The organism is Bradyrhizobium sp. AUGA SZCCT0222 (assembly GCF_018130205.1).
Classification (GTDB): Bacteria; Pseudomonadota; Alphaproteobacteria; order Rhizobiales; family Xanthobacteraceae; genus Bradyrhizobium.
Genome location: NZ_JAFCLX010000018.1, coordinates 67623 through 83265, shown reverse-complemented (window position 1 = coordinate 83265; position 15643 = coordinate 67623). Strand labels below are relative to the sequence as shown.

The following is a 15643-nucleotide window of genomic DNA, read 5'->3' as shown; positions in this document are numbered from 1 at the left end:
TCACTCCTTCAGGCCGGTGCTCGCAACGCCCTGAACGAAGTGGCGGCGCAGGAACACGAACAGCGTGACGCTGGGGATCAGCACGACGGCTGACGCCGCGCTAAGGCGGCCGACATCTACGGTAAAGCCAGTCTGAAACAGCGCAAGCCCGACCTCGATGGTGTAGGAAGTCTTGCTCGAGCTGACAATCAGCGGCCAGGTAAAGGCGGTCCATGCCTGAAAAAATGCGAGCACGCCAAGGGCGGCGAGCGGCGCGCGCAATAGCGGCAGCACGATATAGAAGAACACCCAGAACTCGCCGGCGCCGTCGATGCGCGCAGCTTCGAGCAACTCATCGGGGATCGAGTGAATGACGTTCTGCCGGATCAGGAAGATGCCAAAACTCATCACGAGATAACCGACCAGCAATCCCCCGACCGAATTCAGCGCGCCGAGCGCCTTGACCTGGAAATACAGCGGGATCATGTAGACTTCGAACGGAATGATCGCGGTCGCCAGGATGATGGCAAAGACGACGGTGAGAATTTTGGAAGGAAATTTGCCCAAGATGTAGCCGGCGATCGCCGACGTCGCCATGATCGACGCCGTCGAGAGGCACGCGAACAACAGACTGTTCCAGATCCAGGTCAGCAGCGGCGTCTCGCTCAGCACTGACTTGAAATTTTCCAGAGTCGGGTCGCGCGGAACGACCGTCGGCGGCCAGAGCAGGATTTCCTGCGGTGTCTTGAAGGCGTTGGCGACCAGGAAGACCAATGGCATCAGCATCGCCAGACCAAATGCGATCAGGAAGGCGTCGATTGCGAGGTTGGTGAGCCGGACCTTCAGGAGACGACTGGGGTCGCCGACGATATCGTCGCGCGCGGAGTGATGCGGCGTCATGGTCATGCCCGGCCCCCCTTTTCGCGCAACAGCGTGAACTGGATCAGCGTCAGGACCAGTACGATGACAAGCAGCACCACGGCTTCGGAGGCGGCATAGCCGACGCGGTAGTTGCGGAAACTGTTCTCCAGCATATCGAGCACCAGCACCCGCACCTGACGGCCTGGTGCGCCCTGCGAATCCGAGGCAAGGATGAAGGCCTGGGCGTAGACGTTGAAGCCGGACACCAGGGTGACGACCGAAACATAGAGGGTGATCGGCTTGAGCAACGGGATCGACAGATACCAGAACGATTGCCGGGCCGTAGCGCCGTCGAGGCGCGCGGCCTCGTACAGCGCCGGCGGCAAATTCTTGAAGCCGACGAGGTAGATCAGAACGGCGTAACCGAGCGCCTGCCATGCGCACAGCACGATGATGCAGACCAGCGAGAGCACCGGGTCGAACAGCCACGCCTTCGGTTCGACGCCAAACCAGCCCAGCAAGGCATTGAGCGGACCGAGCCTGGCATCGAAGATCCACTTCCAGGCCAAGGCGGCCGGCACCAGCGACACCACGTGGGGAAGGAAGACGGACGTTTCATAGAAACCGGCGAAGCGCGACTGGGTACGATGATAGATCAGGGCGGCGAGAGTCAGCGCCGTCGGAATCGTGATGATCAACACGCCGAAGGCGATGATGGTGGTGTTCAGCAAGGCTTCGCGAAACAAGGGATCGCCGATCAGTTCGCGAAAGTTGTCGAGGCCGATGAACGGCTTGTTCTTCGACAGGATATTCCATTGATGCAGACTGAGCCGGAGCGTCTCGCCGATCGGATAAAGCCTGACCGTGGCATAGATCGCCAGGATCGGCGTCAGCGCGAGGCCCGCAAAGATCCATATTTTCCGCTGCAGCATCTGGCGCCTTACTTCCCAGAGGCTGTGAGCCTCATCCTGAAGCACGCGCAACGGCGAAGCCGTCGCGCGGGAATGAGGCCGGTATTTCTTCGCAGGCTCCGGGAGGTCACTTGCCGAGCATGCCTTCGCGCTTCAGGATCTCGTTGACTTCGTTCTCGGTTGCCAGAAGAAGCGCGTCGATCGCCTTGTCGTCGTCGGCGAGCTTGGCGTCACCGAAGGCTGCGACCAGTTTGGCGGCGACCCGGGTAAGGACTTCGTCGCTGACGTCGATCGCCGGCACGGCGAACAGGTCATAGCCCTTCGGGTTGTTGACGAAAGCGCTGAAGGCCGGCACCGATCCGGTGATCGCGGAAGTGTCGAGACCCGCGCGGTTCGGCAACCAACCCACGTTCTTCAGCATCCAGAGCTGATTGTCCGGCTCGTCGGCGGCGAGCGCGAAGGCCCAGGCGGCCTCAGCCTCGGCGCCCTTGGCGATGACATAGAGATTGACCGGCACGCTCATCGAGCCGCGCGGCAGCGGCGCGGTCGCATAGGCAAGGTTGGGCGCCTTCTTGGCGATGTCGCCGATTACCCAGGATTCGCGGATGAACATCGCGGTCTGGCCGCGCTCGAAGGCTTCAGCATCCGCCGGCATCTCCGGCGACACGGTCTTGGTCTTGTGGATGTTGACGAGATATTGCTTCAGCGCCTTCCGCCCGGCCTCGCCCGCAAGCGTCGATTTCCATTTGCCGTCGGCGGTTTGGGTCAGGATGCTGCCGCCGTACTGGAACAGGTTGATCCAGAATTTCTCGGCGACGCCCTGACCGCCGCCCGAGAGGCGCAGGCTCCAGCCGGATACCGTCGCCTTGCCCGACGCGTCGCGCTGCGTCAGCTTCTCGGCGTAGCTGTTGTACTCGTCCATGGTCGCCGGCGGCTTGGTCAGGCCGGCGGCCTTGAACATGTCGAGGTTATAGAACAGCGACACCTGGCCGCGAAACAGCGGCACGCCGTAGACGGTGCCGCCAAGGCTGGCCCGGTCGCGAAAGAAATCGCTGAAGTTCGCGGGGTTGTTGACGAAAGCCACAACATTGGCCGGCGCCTTCGGCAACAGGTCATTGTTGGCATAGCGTGCAGCGCTGGAAGCGTTCAGTTCGATCACCAGCGCATTGTTTGCGCCCGACGCCAGCGCGAGCGCGACGCGCTTCTCGTGCTCGCGCAGTGGGATGGCCTCGACCGAGACCTCGAGTTTTGGATATTTGGCCTTCATGCCGTCGGCGACATGGCGGTAGAACGGCTCCATCTCGGGATAGCCGCTCCACACCGTCAGCTTCTGCGCCTGCGCTGTGGTGATACCGGCAACAAGCGCGGCGCCGATCACTGAAGCCGCTACAAGGCAAGAACGACGCGCGGCCCGACGATGCCTGATGCCGGGTTGCTCGAGACAAGTTTCAGACATGGTGATCCCCTCCGTGCGATGGCGACTGACCTTGATCAATAATCTGCTATGCAACCGGTTGCGGGTCAAGCGATGCCGTTGCTGCGGATCACAGCAAGACGCCTCATCATTCGGCACTGAACCTTTCCCCCGCAACATATGTCTCCCGGATCGCCAGCGATGCGGCGCCCTGCTCCCAGTCGAACAGGATCAGGTCGGCTGCCTCTCCGACGGCAAGTCGGCCGCGGCCACCGACAAAACGGCCGGGATTGACCGTCGCCAACATGAGTCCGTCAGCGAGCGTCAGGTCGGCCATGCGGATGGCCAGCGCGACATCCTCGCAGAGAGGCCGGCTCGCGCCGGCCAAATATGGCGTCCCCGCCACACTGAGGCGACCGTCGCGCCCGAGCTCGACGCGGCCGCCGATCGGCTGGTCGTAGACCCCCGGCGGCATGCCGGCGAGCGCTGCGGCGTCCGAGACGAGATAGGAACGCTTCAGCTCCTTCGCGCGCAGCATTGCCTTGAACGTGTCTGCCGGCAAATGGAAGCCGTCGGCGATGAAACCGGCGTCGAGCCGGTCACAGGCCAGCTGCGCCCAGATGAAATTCGGGTGCCGTGGCAACGTCGCCGCCGCGCCGTTGCCGAGATGCGTAGATAGCCGGGCCCCGGCCGAGACAGCAGCATGTATCTGGTCCGCCGTTGCCGACGTGTGGCCGATGGCGACCAGAATGCCCTGACCGACCAGCGCGCGGATGAAGTTCGAAACCTGATCGTGATGCGGCGACAGCGTTATCTTGCCGACCAGACCGCCACTGACGCGCTGCCATTCAGCGACCTCGTCGAGATCGGGCGAGCGGACATGCTCGCGCGGATGCGCGCCGCGCGGGCCATCTTCGGGTGCCAGAAATGGACCCTCGACATGGACGAACGGGATCATCCGGGCGCAGAGCGGATATTGTTGCCGCGCCGCAGCGATGGTCGCAAGGCTCGAAAGGAGCGAGGCGCGTGAGGCCGTGATCAGCGTCGGCAGATAGGTGGTGACGCCGAGTTCGGTCATCATTTGCGTTAGTGCGGCCACCCGGGCCGGGGTCACCGTGCCGTCATTGAGGTCGAGGCCACGAAAACCGTTAACCTGAAGGTCAATCAGGCCCGCGGCAAGATATGGGCCCGACGTCAACGCCAGATCGGTCGGCTCAATGGCCGCGATGCGACCGTCGGCGACAGTGACGGTAACTCCCTGCCCGCTGCCAACATCGCGGCCGGTGACGCGGGTTGTCGTCATCGCCTCAGGCATCGGGATCGGACTCCGCATCGAGATAAAGCGTGCAGTCGGGATGCCGGCGCAGGACACTGGCCGGGCAGTCGGTGGTGATCGGTCCGTGCAGCGCGTTGCCAACGGCAACGCACTTGTGCGCGCCCGGCACCACGCAGAACAATCGTTCGGCCCGCAACAACCGGGGAATCGTTAGCGTCACGGCCTGTTCGGGCACAGCCGCGAGATCCGGAAAGCAGTCGTCGTCCACCTGCTGCTGGCGGCAAACCTCGTCGAGCTCGACAATCTTGACGTCCTGCGGGTCGGCGAAATCAGCGACCGGCGGATCGTTGAAAGCGATGTGGCCGTTGACACCGATGCCGAGGCAGACGATGTCGATCGGCGCAGCATCCAGCAGAGCGGCATAGCGCGACGCGGCGGCGTGCGGATCGCCCTCCGGCAGGATCGAATGGACCGCGGCGAACGGCACGCGGTCGAACAGGCGCTCTCGAAGCCAGACCGCGAAGCGCTGCGGCGCGCCGGCAGGCAGGCCGATATACTCGTCCATGTGGAACGCTGTGATGCGGCGCCAGTCGATGTCCGGCTCGGCGATCAGCGCTTCGATCATTTCGGCCTGGCTGGGAGCGGCGGCGAAAATCATCCGCATAGCGGCGGCGTGAGCCAGCCTTGTGCGGATCTCCACGGCAATGTCGTGCGCCGCCTTCCTTCCCATCGCCCTGCGCGTTGCAAAGGAAAACACCCGCAAGCGTTCCACCGTCCTGTGACGCACTGGCTCGCGTGAAGCGGCAATCGATTCCATTCCGGATTTCTTCAAGGGTCGAACATGGATTTGCAATGCGCCGCCGTCGGGATTGCCTGCGGCATGCCATTTGTACTATTCTATGCAACCGGTTGCGCGTCAAGCTTACTGCGCCGCGCCCGGAAAGCCGGCACGGCCGGTGCCGAAGAGGACGATGATGGACGACCTCACCAGCCGCCGGGAGGCGCCGACGATCAGCCAGGTGGCGGAAGCCGCCGGTGTCTCGCGCGCCACCGTGTCGCGCGCCTTCACCCGGCCTGACATGCTGAGCGCGGACACCGTGCGCCGGGTGATGGCGGTCGCCGAGAAGATCGGCTACGTGCCGAACCACACGGCGCGGGCGCTTTCGACCGGTCGGTACGGCAACGTCGCGCTGGTCGTGCCCGATGTCGCCAATCCGTTCTTCCCGCCGCTGATCCGTGCCGCGCAGGTCGAGGCGGAGAAGCTCGATTTTTGCGTGTTTCTGGGCAATTCCGACGAAAATCCGACACAGGAAGAAAAACTGGTCAACCGCTTCTCGACCCAGGTGGAGGGGTTCATCCTCGCCTCGTCGCGGCTACCCGACGAGCGAATCCGCTTTCAAGCCGCACGGCGACCGCTGGTGCTGATCAACCGCGACATCAAGGGCATCCCGCGGGTGCTGATGGACAGCGGCGCAGGCGTCGCCGAGGCCGTCGATCATCTGGCCTCGCTCGGTCACAAGCGCATCGCCTATATCAGCGGGCCAAAGAGTTCATGGTCGAACGCGCAGCGGCGCGCCGCGGTGCGGCGCCGGGCGAAAGTCCACAATCTCCAGGTTCTGACCGTGCCGGCACAGATGGCTTCGTTCCAGACCGGTTACTTCGCCGCCCCCGCCATTCTCGACTACGGCGCCACGGCGGCGGTCGCCTTCGATGATCTCATGGCGCAGGGCGCGCTCGCTGGCCTCGCCGCGCGCGGCATCGAAGTGCCCAAAGATTTCAGCATCGTCGGCTGCGATGACGTGCTCGGCGCGATGACCCATCCGCCGTTGTCCAGTGTCTCGAATGCGTGCACGGAGGCGGGCCGGGTCGCGGTTTCGCTGCTGATGGAGATGCTGAAAACGCGCGTCGTCAGCGACGTCCGCTACGTTCTCGGCACCAGCCTTGTGATCCGCAAGACCACCGGCAGAGCCGCAAACCCACGCTAGTGCCGGGGATTGAACGCATCATTCAGGCCGTCCCCCGTCAGATTGAAGCCGATCACGAGCGCTATGATCGCGAGCCCGGGCCAGAATGCCATCCATGGTGCCTCGCCGAGAAACAAGCTCGAGCGGCCGCTTTGCGCGCCAGAAGCGGTCACATGGAGATCCAAAGAGAGAGGAAATTCGCGAAGTCTTGCATAAAAGTGGACATCCATTGAGAATGGATGGCTCATCCAGAGCTTCGGCTTAGCCAGCGGTGAGAACGTAACGTACGTCTACCGATATGGCCGCATTTCTATCCAATCGTCGAAAGCAACGTCCGTGCCTTCTGTCAACAAAGCAAAGAAATCAATCAGTAAACACCCGGCACGGACCAATCGCAGCATAACAGACGCAACCTATTTGAAGCTTCGCAACCTGATCGAGTCGCGACAGCTGCAGCCCGGCGAGGTGATCGAAGAGCGCCGGCTTGCACTGCGGCTGAAAGTCTCGCGGACACCGCTGCGCAAGTCTTTACATGTCAGGCATCAATGCCATCATTTCATGCCTCTTTGCGCATGAAGCATGTCCTTGTGCTCATCGAGAAATCCCGAAAAGACATCCACGACCAACTCGGCGTCAGCGACGGTCATCGGAGTCGGAAGGGAGGCGGCTGCACCATGCGGCAGAATGCATGCCGTTTTCGGCAACAAGCCGCGAGCTCCTTCATCGTGCCCGCACCGGCCGGTGGCGCGATGGTGTCGCGGTAGTGATGCGGCATGAGCGCCGTGGGATGAACCTCGGCAGCGAGTCTAGTGAGGCAATCTGTCGTCGTCATCCACTTATTGTGTGAAAAGCGCAGAGCCGACGCCCGCTTGCGGGGCTGTTAGCGACCGCCAAACTCGAGCTCACCTGACCGATCACGGCCTGATCTATAAAACCGCCGGCGGCCTCTCTTCGCCAAGGGAGGAATGCCGTGTGTGGCGCGGCCCGACAAGATGACACGGCGATACCTCGAACGACACTCCGCGCCAAAGCTGATTGTTGCGGATTTTCCTTTAGGCGACCCGGTCGCCCTTCCTGATCCTTACAGCCCGATTATCGACGCCAGACAACATTTTGGGGGCACGAGTAAACACGACATCGATAACGGTTGGCTGCACTGCTCCGGATAATAGGCCGTGCACTGTGTGCCCACGGCCAACACATCAGCCGATGGGAGGCCGCCGCGTATGCCAGTCCGTCGTGGACTGAAAGGCGTGTGCGGCGCGTGCAAGCACCTCTTCGGAAAGATGGCGACCGACCAATTGCATGCTCAGCGGCATCTGATCCGAAGTCATTCCCGCCGGCAGCGTAATCGTGGGGCTGCCGCTGAAGTCGAACACGGCTGTGAACCGCAAGATGCTCAACAACACGCTGGGATCAGCGCCATATTCACCCATCTTTGCAAGCGTCGGGATCGGCATCGGCATCGTGGGGACGAGCAACAGGTCGATTTCCTCGAACAGCGCCGCCAGGCTGCCGGAGAATTTCAGTCGCTCGTGATGAATGGCCGCGATCTCAACACCGCTTACCGATCTGCCTTGTTCGATCAACTGCGCCAGGTCCGGACCGTACTCCGACTTGCGCGACGGATACGTCTCCAGGTGGGCTTCGGCTGTCTCCACCGAGCACATCGGTATCCATAGACTGACAAGTTTCTCGTAGGATGGAAATCGAACCTCACGGATTTCTGCGCCGAGATCCGCGAGCGTGCGCTCGGCTTCGAGCAGGGCCGCCACGACCTGCGGGTCTATTCCTTCCTGGGTGTAGTTTCGGTCCACGCCAATCCTGAGACCGCGCACGCCATCCCCGATCCGAGCCAGATAATTCGGCACGGGAGCCGGCAGAGCCGTTGGGTCATTTGTATCCGCGCCCGCAATGACGCCCAGCATTGCGGCGGCATCCGCAGCACTTCGGCACATCGGTCCGACATGATCGAGCGAGTCCGCCAATGGGAAAACGCCATGCCGACTCACCCGGCCCCATGTCGGCTTGATTCCGGTCAGCCCGCAGGTCGCCGACGGAAATCTTATCGACCCGCCGGTGTCGCTGCCGATCGAACCATAGCAAAGCCCGGCAGAGGTCGCGACACCAGATCCGCTCGATGACGAGCCGACCCAGTAATTGGCGTTCCAGGGATTGAGCGGGGCCTGCTCGTCCGGATGATGGCTGGTGTAGGCACCTTCCGTCATCTTGAGCTTTCCGAGCGTGACCGCGCCGGCGCGCTCGAGCCGATCAACGATCGTCGCATTGAACGACGGGACGAACTGCGAATGAATCTTCGTCCCGCCCGCGGTCGGCGCAAATGTCGTGTAGCACAGGTCCTTCAACCCGATCGGAACGCCATGAAGGGGGCCGCGCCAAATACCCTTGGCGATCTCGCCGTCGTGCTTCCTGGCCTGCACCATCGCCCGCTCCGCCAGGACAACGGCATATCCGTGCAAGCTTCCATCGAGTTTGCCGATACGGTTCAACACCGCTTCGGTAACCTCTGATGGCAAAAGCTCCCTCCGACGAAACAGCTTGGAGAGTTCAGATAAGGATTTGTAGTGCAGCTCATCCGCAGACATATCGACACCCCGCCGCGGCTAGAACTGGACGCCGCGCGTCAAGGCACCGTCCACGACAAGGTTCGTTCCCGTGATGAAACTCGCGGCACGGCTCGCAAGAAACACGACGCCGTTCGCCATCTCCTGCGGCGTGCCCATCCGGCCGGTCGGATTGAGCGCCAGCGCGGTCTTGTAAAGTTCGGGGTTGTTGTCCTTGATCATGTTCCAGACCCCACCTTCGAAATAGGTGTTGCCCGGAGACACGGAATTGGCCCGTATGCCCTTGCCGGCCAACTGGTTGGCCAGGCCCTGCGTATAGTGGATGATCGCGGCCTTGAAAGTGCCGTACGGGCCGCTCGCGAAATCGACCTCCCGGCCCGAGACGCTGGAGATTGTCACGATCGCTCCGGCGGCGCTTTTCTCGAGATACGGCATCGCGGCATTCACCAGACGCACCGTTCCCATCATATCCGTGGAGAATTCCTTCTCCCAGCTCTCCTCGTCCTGTCCGATGGAAAGCGCGCTGACATTGGCGACGACGACATCGACGCCACCGAGCTTCGCTGCCATATCGTTCACCCAGGCCTTGAGAGCCGCCCCATCGGATACGTCGAGCGCGCCGCCAAAGGCCACAGCGCCCTTTGCCTTGAGCGCCGCAACGGCGCTATCCACGTCCGCCTGATTGCGCGAGCAGATGCCGACATTGGCGCCCTCGGCGACGAACGTTTCGGCGATCGCCCTGCCGATCCCCCTGGTGCTGCCCGTGACGAGAACCTTGGCTCCCTTGAGTCCCAGATCCATGTTCGATTCCTTCCCTGTCTAGCGGATTTTTGGCGGCTCTTGCTTTCGAGCAAGTTGCTCGCCAAACGTTACGCGCATCACAACAACAGCTGCGCACGGACATTGTCCGCGGTCACGTCCTCGCCGGTCAGCGATCGCGTGATCTTGCCCTTTTCCATGATGTAGCACCGCTCGGCGATCGCCATGATCGTATCGAGATTCTGCTCGACGAAAATGATCGTCGTCCCAAGTTCAGTGCGGAACGACTTCAGCGCTTCGCAGATGTGCTGCACGATCGACGGCTGCACGCCCTCCGACGGTTCGTCGAGAATCATCAGGCTCGGGTTGCCTATAAGAGCACGCCCGATGGCGAGCTGCTGTTGCTCGCCTCCCGACATCGTGCCCGCGATCTGCCGCCGGCGCTCCTTCAACCGCGGAAAGTATTCGTAGACGAGCTCCGGCAGCTTCTTCGCCTTCGGTCCGCCGATCAGTTCACCAACCTGCAGGTTCTCCTCGACGCTCATCTGCGGAAACACGTCCCGTCCCTGCGGGATATAGCCGAAGCCGGCGCGGGCCCGGGCGTCGGCCGGCAGCTGCGTGACATCCTGATCCATGAACGTGATCGTGCCCCGCCACGTTTCAAGGAGTCCGATCAGGCACCGCATCAACGTCGACTTGCCCACGCCGTTACGGCCGATCACGCCAACGATTTCGCCGCGGGAGATCGTCATGCTCACGCCCTGGAGGATCGGCGTGGCGCCATAACCCGCCCACAGCTCCGACAGTTCGAGAATTCGATCAGTGGACATGTGTCTTACCAAGGTAAATTTCGGCCACCTTCTCGTCCTGAATGATCGCCTCCAGACTTCCACGCGCGAAGATCTTGCCGAGATGCAACACCGTTACGCGTTGGGCAATCTGGCGCACAAAAGCCATATCGTGCTCGACGACCAGAACCGTCATGCCTTCGCCATTGAGCGATTTGATCAGTTCACCGGTCCTGAACGTTTCCTCCGGCGACATGCCGGCGGTCGGCTCGTCCAGAAGCAGAAGCTGCGGCTGCAACGCCAGCGCCATCCCGATCTCGAGCCATTGCTGCTGGCCGTGCGAAAGGGCTCCGGCGAGCTTGCTGCTGTCCGGCGCCAGATTGAGAAGCGCGAGCAGCCGGTCTTCCTCAACGACCCGCTTGGCGCCTGAAAAGCGCTTCTGAAGCGCGATCTGGATATTTTGCCGGACCGGCAGCTCCTTGAAGACGCTCGGCGCCTGCATCTTGATGCTCATGCCCCGCTGCACGCGCGCAAAGGGACGCTCTTCGGTGATATCGACGGAGTCGAACAGGATCGTGCCCCTGGTCGGCGGATAAAGACCGACAATCAGCTTGAACAATGTGCTCTTCCCGGCCCCGTTGGGACCGATCAGACAGTGCACCTCGCCGACATTCACCGTCAGATCGACATCGGAAACGGCGGTCAATCCACCGAAGCGCTTTGTCACCCCTTTCACATCGACCAGCGCCATGATCAGGTCTCTTCCGGTTGCAGGCGGCTGGTGTCTGCCAGGGCCAGTTTTGAGCCGCGCCGCCGGCGCGCGCTCCATCGATCCGCGACAAACTTTCCGACACCGAGCACAAAGCCCTGCGGCGCCAGCATCACGGTGGCGAGCAGAAGGCCTCCCATCAGCACCAGCGCAGCCTGCTGACTATAAACCGTGATGGTCTGGAAGCCGAACAGCAGCAGGAACGAGCCCACCAGCGTCGCGGTCAGATCGCTTCGTCCGGAAAATGCGACCCATACGATCGGCATGGCCGCCGCCGGCAATCCGATGCTCGATGGGGTAATGAACTGACCCCAGGATGTATAGAGAGCCCCGCTCAGACCCGCGAGCCCGCTTCCAATAATGAATGTAAGCAATTGATATTTGCGGACATCGTAACCGAGCATTTCGGCGCGCTGCGGATTCTCACGCGTGGCGACGATCACGTTGCCGATACGCGAATTGACCAGCATACGCAGCGCGAGGTAAACGATGACGATCAGCGCCACCATCACGTAATAAAGCGCAACCCCCTCGATGTAGAAATCGCCGATCGCGAGCGGATCCATGCCCTTCATGCCGTTGAAGCCGTTCAGCCGTGCGGAGCCGATACGCCATTCCGGCCCGGCCGTCTGCCCAAGGAAGAAGGCCAGCACCAGCGTCGCCGACAGGGTCACGATACCGAAGAAGATTCCGCTGATGCCGCCCCAGATCATGAAGTAGCCGAGGATACCGGCCGCGATCATCGCAATCATGATCGACAGCACGAGCGCGACGATCGTCGTCGATCCGCCCCCCATATTGATGGCCAGCACGCCATAGGCGTAACCGGAAATGCCGAAGAAGAGCGTCTGGCCGAACGACAGCATGCCGCCATATCCCCACATCAGGCAGAGACCGAGCGCCATGAAGATCCAGATGAAGAAGTAAGAGAAGTTGCCAACATCATAGGAGTCCGCAAAGACCGGATAGATCAGCGCGGCTGCCAGTACGACGAGGAAACAGGACCAAAACGTCGGCCCCCTTCCCAAGGTCTGCGAACCATCTAGCAACTTGAACATCTACTCTCCCGCTTAGCGTCCGCGACGGACCAACACACTGGAAATGCCTTCGGGCAGGACGCGAATGATCAGGATGACGGCAAACAGCATGCCGATCTGGCCGATGATCTGCCCATAGCTCGCATTCAAGGCCATTCGAATGATTGCCAGGAACACGGCGGCCGGTGCCGTTCCGAGCAGAACATTTGCCCCGCCGACGACGACTGTGACGAAGCTCTCCACCACGAACGTAGCCCCCATCGTCGGGATCAAAGTCATGGTCGGTGCGTAGAGCGCGCCACAAAGACCGGCGAGCCCCGCGCCGATGCCGAAACTGATCGCATAGATGCGTCCCGTGCGGGCACCCAATGCCCTGGCCATCGCGGCATTCTGCATCGTCGCCCGGGCCATCACGCCGAAGCGCGTCTTCATGAAGGTCACATAGAGACCGACCAGCACGGCGACCGCGCAGGCAAACAGCACCAGGCGATAGGTCGAAAACGTATAGCCGCCGATCGCAAAGCTGCCCTCCGGCGTGCCGATGCCCGTGATCGACGACCCCACGATCAGCAGCATCGATTGCGTGACGATCAGGCTGAGGCCCCAGGTCGCGAGCAACGAATCCAGCGGCCTTTTGTAGAAACGCCTGACCACGAGGTATTCGACGGCAACGCCGATCAATCCCGCCGTCAACGCAGCAAGCGCTTGCGCGATTGGGAGCGGCACGCCGAGCTTCACCAGTCCGACGGTCACATAGGCGCCGCACATGATGAATTCGCCGTGCGCCATATTGATGACGCCCATCATGCCGAACACGATGGCTAGACCGGCCGCAGACAGGATCAGAAACGCGAAGACGTCGGCGAACTGATAGAATATCGAGAATAGTTCAGCCGACATCCAGTCCTCCTGCCCCATCTTCACGGCGCCGCACCGTTGCGGCAGCCGTGCAATTCGACGTCACGACGCGAATGGGCACGATTGCAGGAGCAAGATTCGTGCCCATCAATGTGTCACGACTTCTTGGGAAGATGACTGGGCGTGTACTGATCCTTGTCATTCTTCTTGGTGAGGTCGCAGCCGATCTCACCGAGCCAATACGGCTTGATCGTTCCGTAGTCCTTCTCGACCTTGACCTCATGCTGGGGCCCAACAGAGATCAAACGCATACGGTGGGACGTGTGTTGGCTCTTCGGATCGATGCAGACCTGGCCTTCGGGCGCTTCGATGCAGGCTTCGCCCGTCGCGATCACTTTGCGCATGTCCTCCAACTTGATCGACTTCGCCTTCTCGACCAGCATCTTGTACATATAGAGGGTGTTGTAGGCGTTGTAGCCCATGTCGTTGATGTAGAGCTCATCGGCGAACTTCGCGCGCCAGCGCTTTTTGAAATCGTTGGCTTCAGGCGTATCGATCTCCTCGAACCAGTTCGCGGTCGCATGCATATTGTTGAGCGCCGGCGGCTTGAACCGTTTGTGCTCGAAGCCAAGCATGACCTTGATCGACGACCCCATCGGCAGGTTGAGCTTGGCTGCGGCGGCCTGCTCGAAGAACGAGTCCTGGGCGGCGCCGACATTGATCGTCAAGATCCAATCCGGCTTTGCCTTCTGTATGTTCTGGATCGTCTGCGCGAACTGTGAAACGCCGAGCGGAATGAACTCTTCTCCGACCACCTCGCCGCCGAGATCCTTCATGATCTTCCGGTTCCACTCCGCCGAGATCTGACCGAAGTTGTAGTCGGCGGCGATGACGTAGACCTTCTTGCCGAACTTGTCGACCATCCAGGGGATCAGCGTCGAGAACTGCTGCTCGGGCACCGCCCCCATGCTGATCATGCTGGCATCGCACACGCCGCCTTCATACTGGTTGGTATAGAAGTACGGAGTGGTCGTCCGGTCGATAATGGGCCGGATGGCCTCGCGCGAAGCAGACGTGATGCCTCCGATCAGCACATCGACCTTGTCGCGGCTAAGAAGACGTCGCGCAAATTCCTGATAGCGAGCGTTGTCGCCTTGCGGATCGAGATGGATGAGCTCGATCTGCCGTCCGAGAATGCCGCCCTTCTTGTTGATTTCCTCGACGGCAAGCTGCGAACCGCGGAGTTTCGGCATACCCATGAACGCAAGGTCACCGGAGACGTCTTCGAGCAGGCCGATCTTCAAGGGAGGCTCGGCCGCCTGGGCGACACCGAATGCCGCCACTCCGAGTATGGCGCCGAGGAGCGCCGTTCTGAGCCGTTGTCCTGACTTCATTTAAGTATCCCCTTCGTTGAAAGCTGGTGGAGTTCACGCCTTGAGGTAATTTTTCAGGATCGAAGCACCCATCGTGTATTTCGGGTCGACCATGTTGCCGAGCCGCATTCGCCCGGCCTGGCTGAGCAGCATGTAGGCGTCGATCTCGTCGAAGCCGTAGTCGGTGCTCATCCATCGCGTAAGTTCGCGATAGGCGATGCGCGCCGCATCCTCGAGCGGGCGGGCGCTGCCAATTGTCATGATGAAGTCGCGGGTCTCAAGGCGCGGCCAGGCGAAACTCCAGTTCTTGATCAGGTCGACCTGGAGCGTGACCGTCGCACGCTGCTCGAGCGCCACACCGGAGAGCTCGCCGTCACCCTGCGTTGCATGGCAGTCACCGACGTAAAGAAGCCCGCCCTCGGTATGCACGGGCAGATAAAGAACGGCCCCGGGCCCGACATCGGGCAGGTCCATGTTGCCGCCGTGATAGTCCGGCTGTAGGGAGGAGATCGCCTCGATCTCGGGCGACACCCCAATCGTGCCGATGAACGGCTCGTAGGGCAGCGTGATCTTGTCGCTCCATCGCACGCCGTTCCTGTCGACATGCAGCTTGCGGACACGTTCGGGCAGCGGCGGGTTCAGCATCGCCGTGGAACTGGTCCCGACGAGTCCGCCGAACTCGGGGATGATGCAGGTCGTTCCGGCCGGTTGTTCGCCGCGGGTTTCGACGTCACGGATATAAACAGCGAGGCAATCGCCCTTTTTTGCGCCCTTGACCGCAATCGGACCGCATTGCGGATTGAGGTACGGAAAGTTCAGCTTCGCCGTGGGACTGTCGCTCTCGCTGGTGAGCGCACCGCCGAACGCGTCTTCGGTTTCGACCACGACGACCCCGCCGGGATCGATCGACAAAGTCGGCTTGGCGTAGGGCCCGTAGACGTAGTGAAAGTTCCCTTGCTCCTCGATCGTCAGGCTATGGCGTGCGCCGGCTACGCCCTTGGCGACGGCTCGCTTCGCCATGATGGAACTCGTCAACCAATCTTCTGCTGTCATGCAAACGGTTCCTTTG

15 protein-coding genes and 1 pseudogene are annotated in these 15643 nt (G+C 61.6%); 2 read left to right on the top strand and 14 right to left on the bottom strand.

From position 1 onward, the window contains the following. The 5 genes from JQ629_RS17915 to JQ629_RS17895 all read right to left on the bottom strand — a co-directional run bounded on the left by JQ629_RS17915 (position 1) and on the right by JQ629_RS17895 (position 5171). Positions 1-885, bottom strand: a complete 885-nt coding sequence (locus tag JQ629_RS17915) for a carbohydrate ABC transporter permease (RefSeq protein ID WP_502753099.1) — start codon at positions 883-885, stop codon at positions 1-3. Next, a complete protein-coding gene (locus tag JQ629_RS17910) occupies positions 882-1772 on the bottom strand; it encodes a carbohydrate ABC transporter permease (protein ID WP_212413782.1) in 891 nt (296 codons plus the stop codon). Before JQ629_RS17910 ends, JQ629_RS17915 begins: the two co-directional genes overlap by 4 nt. 106 nt (positions 1773-1878) lie before the next feature. Then, positions 1879-3207 carry an ABC transporter substrate-binding protein gene (locus JQ629_RS17905; RefSeq protein ID WP_212413781.1) on the bottom strand — a complete coding sequence of 443 codons (1329 nt, stop codon included), beginning with the start codon at positions 3205-3207 and terminating at the stop codon, positions 1879-1881. Between the two features lie 106 nt (positions 3208-3313). Beyond that, positions 3314-4480 carry an N-acetylglucosamine-6-phosphate deacetylase gene (locus tag JQ629_RS17900; protein ID WP_249135126.1) on the bottom strand — a complete coding sequence of 389 codons (1167 nt, stop codon included), beginning with the start codon at positions 4478-4480 and terminating at the stop codon, positions 3314-3316. Continuing rightward, positions 4473-5171, bottom strand: coding sequence for a glucosamine-6-phosphate deaminase (locus tag JQ629_RS17895; RefSeq protein ID WP_212413832.1), 699 nt, complete (start codon positions 5169-5171; stop codon positions 4473-4475). Before JQ629_RS17895 ends, JQ629_RS17900 begins: the two co-directional genes overlap by 8 nt. Before the next feature lie 244 nt (positions 5172-5415). Here JQ629_RS17895 and JQ629_RS17890 point away from each other — a divergent pair, with 244 nt between their 5' ends. Then, complete coding sequence (locus JQ629_RS17890; protein ID WP_212413780.1) at positions 5416-6426, top strand: LacI family DNA-binding transcriptional regulator; 1011 nt, start codon at positions 5416-5418, stop codon at positions 6424-6426. Here the strand turns inward: JQ629_RS17890 and JQ629_RS17885 are convergent. Then, positions 6423-6539: pseudogene (locus JQ629_RS17885) on the bottom strand (ABC transporter permease); the annotation flags it as partial. The gene JQ629_RS17890 and the pseudogene JQ629_RS17885 overlap by 4 nt on opposite strands. A 202-nt stretch (positions 6540-6741) precedes the next feature. Here JQ629_RS17885 and JQ629_RS37920 point away from each other — a divergent pair. Further along, positions 6742-6981, top strand: coding sequence for a GntR family transcriptional regulator (locus JQ629_RS37920; protein ID WP_212413779.1), 240 nt, complete (start codon positions 6742-6744; stop codon positions 6979-6981). A gap of 626 nt (positions 6982-7607) precedes the next feature. Here the strand turns inward: JQ629_RS37920 and JQ629_RS17875 are convergent. The 8 genes from JQ629_RS17875 to JQ629_RS17840 all read right to left on the bottom strand — a co-directional run bounded on the left by JQ629_RS17875 (position 7608) and on the right by JQ629_RS17840 (position 15627). Further along, positions 7608-9011: an amidase gene (locus tag JQ629_RS17875; protein WP_212413778.1), complete on the bottom strand. Its 1404-nt coding sequence runs from the start codon at positions 9009-9011 to the stop codon at positions 7608-7610. Positions 9012-9029: 18 nt separating this feature from the next. Further along, positions 9030-9791 carry an SDR family NAD(P)-dependent oxidoreductase gene (locus JQ629_RS17870; RefSeq protein ID WP_212413777.1) on the bottom strand — a complete coding sequence of 254 codons (762 nt, stop codon included), beginning with the start codon at positions 9789-9791 and terminating at the stop codon, positions 9030-9032. Between the two features lie 77 nt (positions 9792-9868). Beyond that, positions 9869-10579 (bottom strand): ABC transporter ATP-binding protein, encoded by a 711-nt coding sequence (locus JQ629_RS17865; RefSeq protein ID WP_212413776.1) that lies wholly within the window; start codon positions 10577-10579, stop codon positions 9869-9871. Beyond that, a complete protein-coding gene (locus JQ629_RS17860) occupies positions 10569-11288 on the bottom strand; it encodes an ABC transporter ATP-binding protein (RefSeq protein ID WP_192734661.1) in 720 nt (239 codons plus the stop codon). The genes JQ629_RS17865 and JQ629_RS17860 overlap by 11 nt, the downstream gene beginning before the upstream one ends. Positions 11289-11290: 2 nt before the next feature. Then, positions 11291-12364, bottom strand: coding sequence for a branched-chain amino acid ABC transporter permease (locus JQ629_RS17855; protein ID WP_212413775.1), 1074 nt, complete (start codon positions 12362-12364; stop codon positions 11291-11293). Between the two features lie 12 nt (positions 12365-12376). Then, positions 12377-13243 carry an ABC transporter permease subunit gene (locus tag JQ629_RS17850; RefSeq protein ID WP_212413774.1) on the bottom strand — a complete coding sequence of 289 codons (867 nt, stop codon included), beginning with the start codon at positions 13241-13243 and terminating at the stop codon, positions 12377-12379. Between the two features lie 113 nt (positions 13244-13356). Continuing rightward, positions 13357-14595: an urea ABC transporter substrate-binding protein gene (locus JQ629_RS17845; protein WP_212413773.1), complete on the bottom strand. Its 1239-nt coding sequence runs from the start codon at positions 14593-14595 to the stop codon at positions 13357-13359. Positions 14596-14628: 33 nt separating this feature from the next. Further along, complete coding sequence (locus JQ629_RS17840; protein ID WP_212413772.1) at positions 14629-15627, bottom strand: acetamidase/formamidase family protein; 999 nt, start codon at positions 15625-15627, stop codon at positions 14629-14631. Positions 15628-15643: the final 16 nt, after the last annotated feature.